Source organism: Microcoleus sp. B4-D4, from assembly GCF_036705185.1.
Classification (GTDB): Bacteria; Cyanobacteriota; Cyanobacteriia; order Cyanobacteriales; family Microcoleaceae; genus Microcoleus.
The window spans coordinates 179032-193672 of record NZ_JAUBTX010000007.1 but is presented as its reverse complement, the minus strand read 5'-3'; the positions used below and the strand labels follow the sequence as shown (position 1 = coordinate 193672).

Sequence of the window (14641 nt, the reverse complement as noted above, 5' to 3'; positions counted from 1 at the left end):
TGCCAAATTCTCGCAATAATCGGGCAATTTACACCTCGCTTACTTGCGGTTTTAGGAATCCTGTTTGATACAGTAATATGCTCAAAAATTGGGCAGGAGAGGGCATCAAATTTAGATCCCACTCCCACCTTTCAACTATTCTTGCGGAGCGACAATATATTCGCACTCTAAAGCCTCTGTACCTGACGCAGGCGTTCCAAACGGTGCAATCAGTAGGGGAGCGGTAGGAGTTGCCATTAACACCCGCAAATCAGAGCTGGAAATCGCTTTGGCTGTATCAATCAAATAGCGGATATCGCACTTGAGACGAAACTCACATCCCCATAGTTTGGCATCAACTATTTCAGTTCCTGAACTGAGAGTATTGTTGAGTGATGCTCGCACTTGTTGGGCATCTAAATCGAATTCTAAAATAGCTGTTAGGTGAGACTTGTCGCTGTGAGAAGCTAACCTCTCTAAGGCTTTTAAAAAGCTCAACCTCTCAACCACCACTTGATGGCTAAATTCAGGCCGATAGGGAGCGATAATTTGGTCGCAAACCGGATATTGCCCTTCAAGCAATTTCGCTGTTAACCGCCAACTTTTCCACTCGAATGCAACAAAACTACTAGGTTTATCCGGCAAACCTTCATAGTAAATCGTAACTTTGTCAGTGGAATTCAAAGAACGTTCCAATAACCGAAGTACCTTAGCAGAAACAGTGAAATCAACTATTTGACTGCTCAAAAGATGGGAGTTGCTGCTTTCGTTCAATCCTAAAACCATTGCTACCCGATGCCCATCCGTCGTCCAAACTCGCAGTTGATCGAGTCCTCTGTCTGCGTCGCGACTGAGTTGAAAATTACCTCCAGTTAAAATGCGTTTGTTTTCCTCAGAACTAACAGCAAATAAGCTAGCTTTGAGGACAGCAATTAACACGCTAGCAGGAAGCGTTACAAGTTTGTGTTGAACGCTGGGGATAGCCGGAAATTCGTCCGCAGTTAGCCCGCGAATGGCGTGTTTGCTCCTTGACGCACTCAGAGTAGCACTGACTGATGGAACGTCGCTTCCTTTAATAATTTCAGAAGAACTTTTTAAGGTGAGGCTACCGTTAGGAAATTTTCCCAGAATGTCAGCAAGTATGGGTGCGGGGAGGGTAAGCTTTCCAGATTGATTGACATTGGCATCAAAGCTCACTTGCATTCCAAATTCTAAGTTGTAAGCAGTTAGATGCAAATGTTGAGTTTCAGCATCAGCTTCAATCAAAATATTGCACAAAATAGGATGGCTGCTATTGCTGGGAATGATGCCTTTCAGAGATTGCACATAATCGTTGAATTCTCTTGAGTCGCAGACAACTTCAATAGCTGATGGGAGATGGGAAGGGGAAGGCAATATAGCCTCATTTGACAAGGTTTCTAGAGAAGGAGCATCGACGGCTGGAAGTGCTGCAAAATTTGTGCAAGTTTGCGAGGCTTCTACTTTTTGTGGAGAGATTGTTGAGGGTTCGCAAACGGAGGAAGTTTCAGTTGTTGGTTTGACTGATTTCTTCACAGTTTTTGCAGACTTATTGGTTGTTGCAGTCGAGGGTTTTTTCTTAACTGCTCTCTCCAATACTTCCTCTTTATGAGATGTTCTTGTGAGTCGAGATTTTACCATAATTAGTCTGTCTGGTGTCAAGGGTGCGATTGGCCGCTGCGGTAGCAGCATTTGTTACGCTGGCTGAGAAAGGACAAAGAGAAAGAGAAAAAGAAGGACAAGGAGAAAGAGAAGGACAAGGAGAAGGATAAGCATAAGGATAAGGACAAGGACAAGGACAAGGGAAAGAACCCAGGCTTAAAAGCATAGAATTGAAGCATGGACGTTTTGTATCAAAATCGGTGAGTATCGAGATAAATATTAATTTTTTGAGCGTTATTATCAACCCAAAACTAAAGTTATTTCTTCATATTTACCTTCTGCTTCTGCTTCCCCTTGCCTTTCCAGGTCTATTTCTTTTTATTTTGTAAATCCCGATGGAGAAGCTTTCAGAAAGTTGATTGTTACCGACTGTTTTCTACAAAAGTATGTGCCTGTTAGTTGAGGACTTTACCTGTTATAGCAATCGCCAAGACGGTTAGGACACTTCGACGGAGTTTATCCTGAGTTCTTCGACTACGCTCAGGATAAACTACATCGAAGGGCGAGCGTGCATCACATTGTTAATAGCTGAAACCATTGCTATTACTGCTTCTTCCTTCTTCCTTCTTCCTTTTGCTAGAGTTGAGGACTTTACCTCTTGGTTGAGAAGTTTACATTGTACTTGAGAAGTTTATTATTTGAGTACGAGTCATTTGGGGCAACAAATAATATCCGATATCGGCAGCGACTTGCACCGACATAATAAAGTCGATGGTACTCTTTAAGTTTCTGTTGACTGCTCAAATCTTTGCCGATTAACAATCTACTGAAAAGGTCGCTTCCGTCAATGCCAACTTCATCAAAAGTGCTGCCTTGCGAATTGTGAATTGTCAGAGCAAAGCAATTGTCAATTTCAGCAAACAAGTCATCTTTGAACCAGTAGTATTTTCTCCAAAGAAATCCATTGCGTTTGGCACTTTTGAGCTTTTCTTTAAGTTCAGCCTGGTAGCGCTTATTTTCGGACTCGTGCAGGACAAAGATTTGCCGAAATAAACCGTCATCAGTCACAATTTTTAGCAGCCAAACTCGATAGCCTCCGTGCTGGTTAATCTCAACTTCCTTGACGGTAAATTCTGTTGAAGTCGGCAAAATTACGGTTTTGCCGTCGGGTGCCATGACGGGTTTTTTGGTAATTAGCCTTTCTCCCGGTACAAATCTGGGTGCAGCTTGACCGTAGACTTGTTCTCTGATAAGCTGATTGTAGTATTTGACTCGTTTGTTAGTCCAGCACATAATTCTGAAGCAATCGGGATTTTGACCAAATTCTCGATCGATCGTTTTGACGGCATATTGCAGCAGCGTTTCTGATTTGACTTTGAATGCACCGTTTGACTTGTCTCCTTTTTTGTATTTAGAATGCGGCAAAAATATGTCGCTTTTGCTATTGACAAAAGAGCGGCATTCTGTTATGAAATCGAGCACTGGGCTTTCCCCTGCTTGCCTGACAACTTGGGTTAGTACAGCTTTATTGGTAATGCTAAAAGCAGGCGACTTTTTTTCTCCTACAGGATTGAGTTGAGCGGGGTCGCCCATTAAAATTAGCTTGCGGTGATTGAAGAATGTGCGTTCAAAATTGCGTTCTATCCATTTCCACAATTCGCTTCCAACCATCGAACATTCGTCGAGGAAGATGATATCGTAGAGGTGAAGGCTGCTGGAACTTGTCTGTGACAAGGCTTTTTCTTGTTCTTTTCTGACCAGGCCCAATCCTAAAAGTTGATGTATCGTCAGAAAATCTACTCCGAAAATGCCTTGAGACGCTGCCATTTTTCTGAGGATGCCGACTGCTTTGTTCGTAGGTGCTGTCAGGGCAATGCGTTTGCTTTGACTCAAGAGTTCTTGGATAATTTGGAAGACTATTGTGGATTTTCCAGTTCCTGCGTAGCCGCACAGCAAGAAGAATGACTCGGTAGTGGTTAGAAAGGTTCTCAATTTGTCGAGGGCTTGCTGCTGTTGCGGTTTGAGTGTGAAGGGAAATTGTTTAAATTCCTGCGGTCGTTCTAGTAAAGTTTGAATCATTAGTGTACAGTAATGCTAATTCGATCGCATCCTAATAAGCGCTAGCTTGAGGGGGAGTATGGAGGAACATTCAAATCAAAATTGACTTATAACAATAGTTCCTATTTTCAGGAAAAATGGCTAGAATGGTTAATTTTTCCTGAGTGGAACTTACCTAAAACTCTGATTATGTCATTAACAACAAAAGTTGTACGAAATATTGTTTAATTAAAAATCAGCTCTGAATTTTATGATAATTCTGAGCTGATTTTGCTGCTGTTGTTAGTTGTTAAACAATCACAACTTTGGTCTTTTTAACTCGTTTGATATTCACTGCTGTGCCAATGCTATGTCCATCCCAAATGGCTAATCCGTAGTCACAATGCGAACACATTTCGATGTCGCGAGCGCTATAGTTTCCGCTAATACCAACAACTGGATAACCAGAAGTATTTCTGGGTTTGCCATTGCCGCTAAACAAGGCATAGTAAACCAAAACTTTCTCGTAGTTCTTAGACCGCAAGTATTGCTGAACTAAGCTATCAACTCCAGGCGCATCACCGACTGTGACTTCAAACCCTAGTTCAATGATGCGATTGAGAGATGTATGAGCCTCTGATGGCAATTCCTGGATGGAACGACTGCCAGAAATCATTACTATTTTGTTCATGGTAAAATTCCTCAAATTTTTGGATAGCCAGTAAAAGACTCAAAGATTACTCCTTGAGTCTTTGTGAAAAATGCAATTGCTTCTTACTAACACACCAAGATATAAGCTGAAATCAAGCATTGAATGAAATTGCTTTTTCTGCCTTGACCTTCCCAACGAGAGCCGCGCACACCAACAATGTGATTGCATTGTTCAAGCCAAGCAACTCCACCATATTTTGCGATTGTTTTTAATAATCGTGGATGTTGTTGAAGTTTCGCAACAAGAATTTCTGTCATTATTGTCATATCTTGTTGCAAATGTCCAAATTTGTGATTTTGATAAGCAGCTTCAGCATCACGGAAAACCTTGCCATTGAACTCAACTGGGTAGTGATTCTTGAGGTTTCCTTTTCTAAAAGCTAACTCTGTGGGATTAGTTAATGCTGCCCCAATTCCGATGCTGCATCCAGACCAAATATTGATTTCTTTCATCTTGTTCATCTTCTAACTTTTAGCTCGTCAGCACTTTTAATTGAAGTGGTGTAGTAAACCCTGATTTTCTCGAATTGCTCCTTATTGTTGGTATTTATAAGTAGAAAAAATCAACATTCTTCGCCGCTAGGCGATTTATCTTCCGGATTTGTAACAGAGTTTTTAATCGCATTTACATTGGTTACAGAATAGCCAATTTTCTTCCCAATTCCCATCATTTTGGCATCTTTTCTAAATCAAGTTCAGCCACTTTTCGCAGAGCTTCTAAGCGCTTCTTTAAAGTTTTATGTCGGGGAGTTTCTACAACATACTCGTATTTAGAACCTGTATGTTGAAGTTCTGGAATTTGGCAATCAATTAGGTAGCTAAGGCGACCAACTAGCTTTTTAATAACTATTAGCCAAGCCTTAGCTAACGCTTTAGTACGGAAACCAATCCAAGCTTTAAAGTAAGAGCCGTCTTCGCTAACTTGGTAAGCAACATTGGGCGATAATTTAATAAGAGTTGGGATATGAGTAATGCCTAAACTTTTGAGTTCAGTCAAGCTGTAGCTTTGAATTTCTCCACTGTCCCATTGAATTTGAAATGGACGTAGTGCCTGAATATTCAAACTAATAAGTATTCCCCTTTGTTCCACTTGATTTCGGCGTTGTTCGAGGCAATCGCCCTCTCGAAAACCACTCCATCCATGTTTCTTAGCTAAATGTTTAAGGCAATATTCCCAGGCTTCTTCCCAAGCAATATCAAAGTCAAGAATGTGATAACTTTCTGTACTCAATTGTTTAGTCAATTTCTCTTTGATTTGGTGCTTTTGAATTGGTAGGACAATTTCTAAGAAATTGTCGGGGAGTTCAAAAAATAAATGGGTCTTAGCCCTAATTTTTAGGTCATTGAAAGACAAAAAGCGACTGGCTTCTAATTGTTCGGGTGTAAAAACATCTATGGCACAACTTGTCGGGTAGCCAGGGAACAAGTTGATGGGAAAGAGATAATAGTGGTCAAGAGTAAATATGAGAATGTGATGTTCAGTGAGCGATTCTACTTGGAAAGTAGTGGTGTTACTGAATTGTAGTTGTTGCGAATTAGCTAGTACAATTGTTGTGCAAGCGGGAAGTTCTCCAGTAGTTTTTTGAGGAATAAACAGAGGCACAAGGGATATTTTAAGCACCCGAATTTCATCTAAGGTATAATTCCAGGAAAAACTATCTTCGTTGTTACTAGCATCCCAAGTAATTATTACAGGTCTATCGGTTTGATGGAGGGCTGTTATCGTGCCGTAATGGTTGCCAGATTTGACGATATCGCCTACTTTAAAGGGAAGTTGAGCGAAAGGAGGCGGAGTGAGAAAAGGAAAAATTACCGCTACCACTTCTTTGACTTCACTGGGGGGAGCGTTGTCAGGTTTAGAGCAAGTATTTGAGAAGCCAATTAAAGTCGTGTTAGAGTCCATAACCTTTGAGAAGCTAATTGTTTTCAACTTCTCCCGTTAGGGGATATCTTCTCGCGCTTGATCCCTTAACTTTTTGTGGTTTAATATCAAATCCGAACGAGTTTGTGCTTTATTTCGGCTTAAATTTTTTTGAAGTCTTGCTAAGTACCTCCCCTGTTGTCTAATATTGCGATATGGAAAACTCAAGAGCAAAGATACCTACTCCCGAAAAAATTGCTGCTGCCATAGAGACAATTGACCATTTGACTGCTTGGCTACAAGAGTAATTCCTAGGACAACATTTCCTTAGACATTCCCGTCACAAGTCAGACAATTGGTGTATTGTAAAACTTTATTGAGTTTGTAGGCAATTATAGACAACAATGGTATCATATTGCTATGAGTGCGCCAAACAAGGAATAAGTACAACTCAAAAAATGGAAGTCTCAGATGCAGCTAGCAGAAAGGCATATCATTAAATCAACAGAACCTCGTTTCGCCGAAATTGACCAACTAGCCTTCAAATCCAAGAATCTGTACAATGCCGCTAACTATGTCATCCGTCAGAACTTTATTTACGGATGGGGTTATGTCGGTTACAACGAGATGAATCGATTGATGAAATCTCATGAATCATATAAGGCTTTACCCGCCAAAGTTAGTCAGCAAATTTTGATGGTGCTAGATAAGAATTGGAAGTCATTTTTTGAAGCTGTTAAAGCTTACAAAACCGACTCTTCTAAATTCACTGGTCGCCCAAAATTACCCAAGTACAAAGATAAACTTAAAGGGCGAAACCTTCTCGTCTACACAATTCAGGCGATTAGTAGCAAGCAGTTGAGAAGCGGAATAATTAAACTTTCCGGCACTGAACTCTCAATTAAAACTAAAATCAGCCCTGACAAAATTTGTCAAGTTAGGTTGGTTCCGAAATGCGATTCTTATGTAATTGAGGTGATTTATGATGAACCGGAGTCCACCATCAGCAACGCTAATTATATAGCTAGTATTGATTTAGGACTGGATAATTTAGTGGCGTTAACTTCAAATCAACCAGGATTTATCCCTTTGTTGATTAACGGGCGACCATTGAAATCAATTAACCAGTTCTATAACAAACGCTCTTCACGATTACAATCCCAGTTAAAGGCAAACCGCAAAGCTTCACCCCGGATTCAGCGCTTAACTCGCTGTCGCCATCAAAAAGTTGATAATTACTTGCATCATGCCAGTCGCCTGATTGTTGCGATTTTAAATACAAAACAAATTGGGACGCTAGTAATTGGCAAGAATGCACAGTGGAAAACTGAAATTGCTCTCGGTTCGCAAACCAACCAAAACTTTGTTAGTATTCCTCACTCTCGATTAATTGAAATGTTAGAATACAAAGCTCGACTGGTTGGAATCGAAGTAATTGTGCAGGAAGAATCCTACACATCCCGCTCCAGTTTTTTAGGTTTAGACCCAATTCCTGTTTATGGAAAAACCGAAAAAGAGCCTGTGTTTACAGGGGGGCGTATCAAGCGAGGTTTGTACAAAACATCAATTGGTCAATTAATCAATTCTGATATCAACGCTTCGTATAACATCCTCAGAAAAGCAATCCCAAATGCGTTCAGCACTCTTGATAGGGAGCTGCGTAGTTCAGCCGAGGCGGGTTAATCCGCTCAAAGTAAAAGTGAAGGGGGAGGGACTTGAAGCCTCCCATGTCTATAAATGACTATACTTTTGCCAGCTATTGATTAAAGATGCCAAATCCTTTAAAGATTGCCAGAATTGGATTGACCGACAATTGGCATATTCTGCAATAGAAAAAGCGTTTGGGAATCAATAAATGCATAAGTTCATCAACACTCTACCCCTGTTAGCCATCGCAGGTTTGATTTGGTTTCACTTCCACCAACCCGACAACGACAAACCCAAACTAGCCAAGCGCCCCAGTCAAACAGCATCCCTCCGCTGCCAAGTGGTTGATGGCTCAGTGTACGACGGCGATACCTTTCGCGTTAAGTGCGACGGTCGCGAACAAAAGATTCGACTGTGCGGCATTGATGCACCAGAAGCAAAACAACCGCTGGGTATCGAATCTAGGGATTACCTGCGTTCTTTGGTTGCCAAAGCTGCCAACAAAGTCATCGTTATCGAAATGGATCGGGATAAGTACGGTCGCACTGTAGCTGAAGTGCTCTTCGATACACCGAACGGCGAACAATCGGTGCAGGAGGAAATGCTCAAAGCGGGGATGGCTTATCACTACAAGCAATTCAGCGGCAACTGCCACAATGCTGATGTGTTCGACACCGCAGAGGATATCGGGCGATCGCAACAGCGGGGAGTGTGGCAGCTATCGGGAGGCGGTCAGCGTCCTTGGGATTATCGGAAGCAGAACAAGAGCTGATGTACGCCAATGTTGGGTATACACCAAAGTTATCGGGAGCGATCGAACAGGGCAGGAAATGTGGCTGTTTTCCAAGCGTGATAAACGACTGTGAAATTATCCTCAACCAAAGCGTTAATTGGGGTTGCGGAATTGTTGTTTTGCCCAATCCAACAGTTCGTCATAGCTAGAATAAGCGCACAGTATCCGTGACTTATCGCCTTTTTTCCTTACCGCAATTACTTTACCCTTTCTATCTTCATAACCCGGCTTCCCGGTCATATCTTCTAACTCTAGCTCAAAGAAAGCCAGCGCTTGAATGAATTGGGAAATCTTATTTTCTGGCATCAGGTTCTCCTCTTTTGATTATATTGCTTCATTATATCGCTTTACCAATCAGCAAAACGCAAATTATTCCGTTCGATAGTTTATACTGTAAATAGTTTAGAGCCTAATCTTAAGTTTAAATATGCAGCTTTCATCATACCAAGAAAAAATTATCGACTGGGTGAGAAATGGAGTAGGACACGGATGCTGCAATGCAGTTGCCGGAAGCGGGAAAAGTACCACACTGCGACTTGCTGCGAGCGCCCTAAAAGAATCTGGGATAAAACCTTCAGAAATTAAAGTTTGCGTGTTTGGCAAAGCTAACAGCCTTGATTTAATTGCTAAGTTCGGACAAGAGTGGAAAGGGTCGATTTCCACATTACATATAGCAATTATAAATGATTTACTTGCATTATACGCGAGCAAAATGCTTACACTACAAGGATTCTGGTCTCGCTCGATTTTGCAACTGATGCGAGGATTGCTATATATTAGTTTCCCTACTCCTTAAGAAATAGAAAAAGTAGTGGTAGGATGTTGAAGTTTAAATAACTTAAATAAAGAATTATAGTTTTTCAAGTAAGATAGCTGGTATTTAGGTTAACAAATATGAAACTCAAAAGAATTCCTGCAATTTCCGTTCTTACTTTCATGCTATCTACAGGAAATAAACGTCGTATTGCGAAGATTTTTTTGGTAGTGTTGGCGTTAAATGGTCACAATGTCTCTGCACGTCCTTTCCAAAATCGAGTAGCGCCCGCTCCAGAGCCTGTGAAGCCGAGGTGTACTCAAGTTGGTACCGAATCTCAGCCAAATCCACCTGTAGGTACTGGACCTGGGTGGTATCTTGGATTGGATACTAATATTGATCAAAGGATTCTCGGCGGTAAGATTCAAGCTTACAAAATTAAGTGGTCTAATGGCAGTTGGTCACCTTGGTACACACCAGGAGTGAATGATCTCGACTGGAAGATCAACCACGACGGAACACAGCGGCGCGTCTGGTCTTATTTTACCGATCACAATCATATTTACAAGATTTGTTACAACAGGTGAACCACTCCCCGTAATGCAATGACCTGGAAAATGGTGCGCTTCTAGAAACTTTGTCCCCATCTCCTGACCGCAATCGGCACTAAGGGAATTTTTGCCGCTCGGCTCCTGGGCACGATCTTGGGTTTACCAGCCATAAACCTGCCAACAAGTTTTTTACCGTCTCCTAAAGCAGCGCCTGGAGTGCTGGCAATCGCCTTCCAGTAACTTAAGCGCCATTTTCCTTACTTCCTTCTCTGACCAAGGGAGCTTTCTTTAAATTTTGACCTCAAGTTGGCAAGTCACAGTCGTTATTTCGAGATTTTAGGTCAAAAAAGGCGATCGGCTCAGGGTGCAGGGTAGGGAAGTGTAGGTTGTAGGGTGAGGTTAGGTATCTAAAACTTTCGTTATCCCGCACGACATGGCACAGGTTCCACAGTTTTTGGACAATATCAGTTGTTGGAATCATAAAGCAAGATTTTGGCTCGACAAAAATTAAGCATTCAATCCAATCAACTCATAAACCTTGAATGGGTTTCCTTCAGGTTTCAGTTGGGTCGAGTCTCTTTCTCTCACTTGAACGCACTCCACACAACTTTCATACGTCTTTTGACCAATCAAAATGTCGCAGGCATATTGCTGCGTTTGTTGACTCAAATGATTAGCCACATTGACCCCATGCCCCACGACAGTGAACTCCATTCGTTGAGGGGAACCAACATTACCGCAGAAAACACGAGCTGTATTGATGCCGATTCCTATCCTCAGCGGATGTTGCTCTTCTGGGAACCAGGAACTGTTGATTTCTGGTAGTCGCTCTCGCATTGCCAATGCCGCTTTAATTGCCATCAGCGCATGGTTTTCTAAGGGCAGTGGTGAATTAAAAACTGCCATAATCGTCGAATCAATGTATTTGTCTACTGTGCCTTGATGATCGAAAATGGTTCCCACCATCACTTCAAAATAGTGGTGAAACAGCTCGACGCGAGTTTCTACTTCCATTTGCACAGTTAAGCGCTCAGCTCCGTAAAGATTTGCAAACAAAATAGAAACTTCTTTCTCTCCATCATTGGGGAGAAAGCTTTTCAGTTTTTCCAGTAATTCATCAAACTCATCAGATTTATTCGGCATATTAACCAAGGGTACGTTTTATCAAAGAAATGGGTTTAAAACCCCGTCGTTCTAGGACGGCTTTAATTCCTTCTGAATTTTCCCGACCGTGTTAAAATAGTATGGCATACTAAAGTAGTAAAACAGCTAAAAATAATGAAAGCAAGGTTCCAATACAGATTCTATCCAACCGATAGACAACGCCATAGTTTGGCTCAGTTGTTTGGTTGTGTAAGAGTTGTTTGGAACGATGCTTTGGCTGTTAGCAGATGTGGCAAATATCCTGGAACACTCTATCCAAGTCTCTAACTATATCTAAAAAGACAGAAGAAAGAGCATGGTTGAACGATGTTTCGTCCGTGCCGCTGCAACAATCCCTCAAACAGTTAGAGGTTGCTTACAAAAACTATTTTGATTTCCTAAAAGGGAAGAGAAAAGGCAAGAAAGTGGGTCAACCCAAATTCAAAAAAAAGACTAACAGTCAGTCTGCAACTTTTGCTAAAACAGGTTTCTCTATCAAAGGTGAGTCCGTGTATCTGGCAAAAATTGGAAATGTTAGCCCTATTTGGTCTAGGGAGTTACCATCAGAGCCTAGCTCTGTAACTGTACTAAAGGACTGTGCTAATCGCTATTTCTTGAGCTTTGTAGTAGAAGTTAAGCCCGTTCAAATTGATGCTAAAAACCCAAGTGTCGGAATTGATTTAGGGATTAAAACTTTTGCTGTGATGAGTAATGGGGAGAAAGCTAAAAGTCCAGACTATAAAGTGTTAGATCGGAAAATTCGTAAACTCCAAAAAAAGCTAGCTCGGCAATCTAAAGACTCGAAACGCAGAAATAGAACTCGGATTCAGATAGCCAAACTGCACAATCAAATTGCAGACACCCGTAAAGATTTCTTGCACAAGCTGTCAACCCAAATTATTAGTGAAAACCAAACTATCGTTTTGGAAGACTTAAATGTGTCTGGAATGGTCAAAAACCGCAAACTTGCTAGAGCTATTAGTCTTCAAGGATGGAGAGAATTCCGAACTTTGTGCGAGGCAAAGTCTGAGAAATTTGGTCGAGACTTTAGAGTAATTAGTCGCTGGGAGCCTACCAGTCAAATTTGCTCGGATTGCGGCTTTAAGTGGGGAAGACTGGATTTAAAAATCAGATCGGTTCAGTGTTTGAATTGTGGCACTGAACACGAACGCGATGAGAACGCTGCAAAAAATATAAACAAAGTCGGGATAGGGCATTGCCACGACTCTAAACGGACACAGAGACAGAGTAAGACGACTTCGGTTGCGTCAGTCAGTGAAGTGTCAAGAATCACCGCACTTTTAGGGCGGTGAGTATGTCAAGAACGATCAAGATATGAGCATATCCTGAGCCTGAGCCTGATGTAGCTAAGGTCATTAAATAGTTTCAAGCGCGTGACACACGACTTTGGATGTCCTTACGGACGGCAGTGCGGAGGTTTTCCAACGGGCTTCTAGATAGTTTTCACTTCGACAAAGACTTAACAGCCCGTCGGAAAAATCCCGCTAGGGTTTAGGCGAGCACAGATAATTTCCCACTTACTCCAAAACCTTGTTTTAGGCGAGCATAACTCTTTTTCCCAGCCTAGGACTTGGAAGTGCCGTGGCTAGGTCAACATATGGATGGTTCAGTCATTTTCATTTAATTGCTGATATAGTTACTCAAATGCTTTTCCAACAAGTCCATCTTTAGAAGAATTAGGCGGAAACTCGTTGGATAAATCTTGAAGAAGGTTATTAAAAGCTTCCTCATCTAAACTACCTTTTTCTACAAGAATAGTATTACCAGAGAGGTATAGCTCTAAATCCCAATCTTTCCTATCCCGCACCGCTGGCCCTAAATAGGTAGGTATACGCTTCCAAGCTACTACCTGATTAAGGTCTAACCCAAAATCTTCGTCATACTGTACTTTATTAGACATCTAATGTTCCTGAGAGTTGAATATATTTCTCTTCCATTCTAGAATATTGAAAAAAATTTGGGTTTCTGGCTAGTAGTTCCCTACATCTTCATCAAGACAAATCCTTTGCTGACCCAGAGCCTAAAAGTGCTACGGCTAGACGGAAATGTCAAATTTCCCCATTTATACTTACAGAAGTGGTACACTTACGGCAGGATAAAACCCAAGAGTTAAACCCTCCAGAGAGGTAGTTTTACATTTACCCTTAGCAGTCTAATAATAGAGGGTCAGTGTGTATGATAGAGTTTATATAAAAAGCTATTTCTGCAACAGAACCTTCGCGCCTACCTTAACGGATCAATATCCGTTTGATGCTCAAAAGCGCAAAACCGGGATGCTCCCAATTCCGATTAGCTTATTTAAACCATCGATAGCATTAGTATGTTAGTCAATGTAAAATTTAGTAACAATATTTAACACCTCTAAAAAATTTGGTATTAAATTGAATTATTATTTCTTAACGAGACGCATAAAGATTATAGATGTTTGAACCCTTGAATACTTCTTCTTGGTCGATAGCAATGATATTAAAACCATTTTGAGAGAGTAAAGATTTGATAACGTTTAGCCTATTATCTATATTATGGATTTCGACAACAAGCTGCTGAACTTTCAACCAATCTTCTGTTGTAAAGCCATGCATGACATCCAATTCTGCTTTTTCAACGTCAATTTTTAGAAGATCAATTTTTGAGATATTATTTTCTCGAATCACTTCACTTGCTTTTCGCAACTGACATTGCACAAGAGTATTTTGAAAGAATAAATCTAGCTTGGGTTTGAATTTTTCTTGGGCTGGTTCTGGCAAATTTTTTAAAATAGTTTCCTGAAAATCTATTTGTTCTTGTTGAGTATATGGATAACCAGTTGACATCGCGGTGGCATAGGGATGGTAAGCAAAAGTGACAGTTGCATTTTCCTGTCCTAATCCAAATGGAAATGCCTTTAAATGTTCTGCATTTATATGCTGAAAATTCTTATTCAAAGCCTCATAAAGAAGTGGTATTGGTTCAAAAGCATAGATATGAATACCACTGTAATGTTGTGTAATCCAAAATGAGAACAGCCCAATATTTGCTCCCACATCAAATACGATAGAGTTCTCCTCTAAATGGACATCATATTTAAAATATTGCTCAACTTGATTATATACAATTGGAACTTCTTCAGGATTAACGCAATAGATTTCCCTTTCCTTTAAAGTTGTTACCTTTAGCTCCATAATATACTTGACTCTTGTTTTTGTTAAATTAGTTCAATTCTTATATAGGGTAAACCAGCTTCGGCTATACTATTACTTTTGTTACAATTCTTAGCAGTTTTACGTGCTGCAATCGGGAGAATCCCGGTTTTGTAAAAGTGCTATCCAGAGAGGATAATAGGTAAAGCGTCAACAGAAGGGTGAACTGCATTTGTAGGAGGAGTGGCTATGACCTCTGAACAGAAGGAGCGTTTAAAAGCTTGTGCTGCTGAGATTGCCGAGATTATAAATAATGCAGGAAGACCCCAGAATAAAAGATGTAAATAAAGGCTACTTAAATCGTAAACATTCCTCAACATAACTTTATCAAGAAACTATCGTTTT

The 14641-nt window shown here is 40.8% G+C and carries 15 protein-coding genes and 1 pseudogene; 6 read left to right on the top strand and 10 right to left on the bottom strand.

Annotation, left to right across the window (positions count from 1 at the left end; translation table 11 throughout):
• Positions 1 to 135 precede the first annotated feature (135 nt).
• From dnaN to QUB13_RS09080, 5 genes are all read right to left on the bottom strand, one after another.
• A complete protein-coding gene (gene dnaN, locus QUB13_RS09100; protein ID WP_333380191.1) occupies positions 136 to 1533 on the bottom strand; it encodes a DNA polymerase III subunit beta in 1398 nt (465 codons plus the stop codon).
• Positions 1534 to 2250: 717 nt separating this feature from the next.
• Positions 2251 to 3678 (bottom strand): ATP-dependent DNA helicase, encoded by a 1428-nt coding sequence (locus tag QUB13_RS09095; protein WP_333380189.1) that lies wholly within the window; start codon positions 3676 to 3678, stop codon positions 2251 to 2253.
• 268 nt (positions 3679 to 3946) lie between these two features.
• Positions 3947 to 4327, bottom strand: a complete 381-nt coding sequence (locus QUB13_RS09090; protein ID WP_333380188.1) for a hypothetical protein — start codon at positions 4325 to 4327, stop codon at positions 3947 to 3949.
• An 86-nt stretch (positions 4328 to 4413) separates the two neighbouring features.
• Entirely contained in the window at positions 4414 to 4800 is a 387-nt protein-coding gene (locus tag QUB13_RS09085; protein ID WP_333380187.1) for a hypothetical protein, read from the bottom strand.
• 214 nt (positions 4801 to 5014) lie between these two features.
• A complete protein-coding gene (locus QUB13_RS09080; RefSeq protein WP_333380185.1) occupies positions 5015 to 6250 on the bottom strand; it encodes a hypothetical protein in 1236 nt (411 codons plus the stop codon).
• A gap of 429 nt (positions 6251 to 6679) precedes the next feature.
• Between QUB13_RS09080 and QUB13_RS09075 the strand changes: the two are divergent.
• Positions 6680 to 7949, top strand: a pseudogene (locus QUB13_RS09075) (RNA-guided endonuclease InsQ/TnpB family protein).
• 114 nt (positions 7950 to 8063) lie between these two features.
• The gene (locus QUB13_RS09070; RefSeq protein WP_333380184.1) at positions 8064 to 8627 is read left to right on the top strand and encodes a thermonuclease family protein; all 564 of its coding nucleotides are present in this window, start codon (positions 8064 to 8066) and stop codon (positions 8625 to 8627) included.
• Positions 8628 to 8741: 114 nt separating this feature from the next.
• Here the strand turns inward: QUB13_RS09070 and QUB13_RS09065 are convergent, their stop codons facing one another.
• Positions 8742 to 8954: a hypothetical protein gene (locus QUB13_RS09065; protein ID WP_333380182.1), complete on the bottom strand. Its 213-nt coding sequence runs from the start codon at positions 8952 to 8954 to the stop codon at positions 8742 to 8744.
• A 121-nt stretch (positions 8955 to 9075) separates the two neighbouring features.
• Between QUB13_RS09065 and QUB13_RS09060 the strand changes: the two genes are divergently transcribed.
• The gene (locus tag QUB13_RS09060; protein WP_333380181.1) at positions 9076 to 9444 is read left to right on the top strand and encodes a DEAD/DEAH box helicase family protein; all 369 of its coding nucleotides are present in this window, start codon (positions 9076 to 9078) and stop codon (positions 9442 to 9444) included.
• A 98-nt stretch (positions 9445 to 9542) separates the two neighbouring features.
• Entirely contained in the window at positions 9543 to 9989 is a 447-nt protein-coding gene (locus QUB13_RS09055; RefSeq protein WP_333380179.1) for a hypothetical protein, read from the top strand.
• 265 nt (positions 9990 to 10254) lie between these two features.
• Here the strand turns inward: QUB13_RS09055 and QUB13_RS09050 are convergent, their stop codons facing one another.
• Together QUB13_RS09050 and QUB13_RS09045 are read right to left on the bottom strand one after the other, a co-directional pair.
• Positions 10255 to 10434, bottom strand: coding sequence for a hypothetical protein (locus QUB13_RS09050; protein WP_333380178.1), 180 nt, complete (start codon positions 10432 to 10434; stop codon positions 10255 to 10257).
• 26 nt (positions 10435 to 10460) lie between these two features.
• Positions 10461 to 11096: an adenylate/guanylate cyclase domain-containing protein gene (locus tag QUB13_RS09045; RefSeq protein WP_333380176.1), complete on the bottom strand. Its 636-nt coding sequence runs from the start codon at positions 11094 to 11096 to the stop codon at positions 10461 to 10463.
• Positions 11097 to 11231: 135 nt separating this feature from the next.
• On the opposite strand from QUB13_RS09045, the gene QUB13_RS09040 reads away from it, so the two are divergent.
• The gene (locus QUB13_RS09040; RefSeq protein WP_333380175.1) at positions 11232 to 11384 is read left to right on the top strand and encodes a helix-turn-helix domain-containing protein; all 153 of its coding nucleotides are present in this window, start codon (positions 11232 to 11234) and stop codon (positions 11382 to 11384) included.
• Positions 11345 to 12409, top strand: coding sequence for an RNA-guided endonuclease InsQ/TnpB family protein (locus QUB13_RS09035; protein ID WP_333380173.1), 1065 nt, complete (start codon positions 11345 to 11347; stop codon positions 12407 to 12409). Before QUB13_RS09040 ends, QUB13_RS09035 begins: the two co-directional genes overlap by 40 nt.
• Before the next feature lie 344 nt (positions 12410 to 12753).
• Here QUB13_RS09035 and QUB13_RS09030 read toward each other — a convergent pair whose 3' ends face one another.
• Both QUB13_RS09030 and QUB13_RS09025 read right to left on the bottom strand, forming a co-directional pair.
• The gene (locus QUB13_RS09030) at positions 12754 to 13017 is read right to left on the bottom strand and encodes a hypothetical protein (RefSeq protein ID WP_333380172.1); all 264 of its coding nucleotides are present in this window, start codon (positions 13015 to 13017) and stop codon (positions 12754 to 12756) included.
• Between the two features lie 496 nt (positions 13018 to 13513).
• Positions 13514 to 14278: an FkbM family methyltransferase gene (locus QUB13_RS09025; protein ID WP_333380170.1), complete on the bottom strand. Its 765-nt coding sequence runs from the start codon at positions 14276 to 14278 to the stop codon at positions 13514 to 13516.
• Positions 14279 to 14641 lie beyond the last annotated feature (363 nt).

What these genes read in the sequence shown, in the direction of transcription:
- QUB13_RS09070 (WP_333380184.1), top strand. Translation starts at nt 8,064, where the DNA reads ATGCATAAGTTCATCAACACTCTACCCCTGTTAGCCATCGCAGGTTTG.
- QUB13_RS09080 (WP_333380185.1), bottom strand. Translation starts at nt 6,250, where the DNA reads ATGGACTCTAACACGACTTTAATTGGCTTCTCAAATACTTGCTCTAAA.
- QUB13_RS09085 (WP_333380187.1), bottom strand. Translation starts at nt 4,800, where the DNA reads ATGAAAGAAATCAATATTTGGTCTGGATGCAGCATCGGAATTGGGGCA.
- QUB13_RS09065 (WP_333380182.1), bottom strand. Translation starts at nt 8,954, where the DNA reads ATGCCAGAAAATAAGATTTCCCAATTCATTCAAGCGCTGGCTTTCTTT.
- QUB13_RS09055 (WP_333380179.1), top strand. Translation starts at nt 9,543, where the DNA reads ATGAAACTCAAAAGAATTCCTGCAATTTCCGTTCTTACTTTCATGCTA.
- QUB13_RS09040 (WP_333380175.1), top strand. Translation starts at nt 11,232, where the DNA reads ATGAAAGCAAGGTTCCAATACAGATTCTATCCAACCGATAGACAACGC.
- QUB13_RS09030 (WP_333380172.1), bottom strand. Translation starts at nt 13,017, where the DNA reads ATGTCTAATAAAGTACAGTATGACGAAGATTTTGGGTTAGACCTTAAT.
- QUB13_RS09025 (WP_333380170.1), bottom strand. Translation starts at nt 14,278, where the DNA reads ATGGAGCTAAAGGTAACAACTTTAAAGGAAAGGGAAATCTATTGCGTT.
- QUB13_RS09060 (WP_333380181.1), top strand. Translation starts at nt 9,076, where the DNA reads ATGCAGCTTTCATCATACCAAGAAAAAATTATCGACTGGGTGAGAAAT.
- QUB13_RS09095 (WP_333380189.1), bottom strand. Translation starts at nt 3,678, where the DNA reads ATGATTCAAACTTTACTAGAACGACCGCAGGAATTTAAACAATTTCCC.
- QUB13_RS09045 (WP_333380176.1), bottom strand. Translation starts at nt 11,096, where the DNA reads ATGCCGAATAAATCTGATGAGTTTGATGAATTACTGGAAAAACTGAAA.
- QUB13_RS09090 (WP_333380188.1), bottom strand. Translation starts at nt 4,327, where the DNA reads ATGAACAAAATAGTAATGATTTCTGGCAGTCGTTCCATCCAGGAATTG.
- QUB13_RS09035 (WP_333380173.1), top strand. Translation starts at nt 11,345, where the DNA reads ATGTGGCAAATATCCTGGAACACTCTATCCAAGTCTCTAACTATATCT.
- QUB13_RS09050 (WP_333380178.1), bottom strand. Translation starts at nt 10,434, where the DNA reads ATGATTCCAACAACTGATATTGTCCAAAAACTGTGGAACCTGTGCCAT.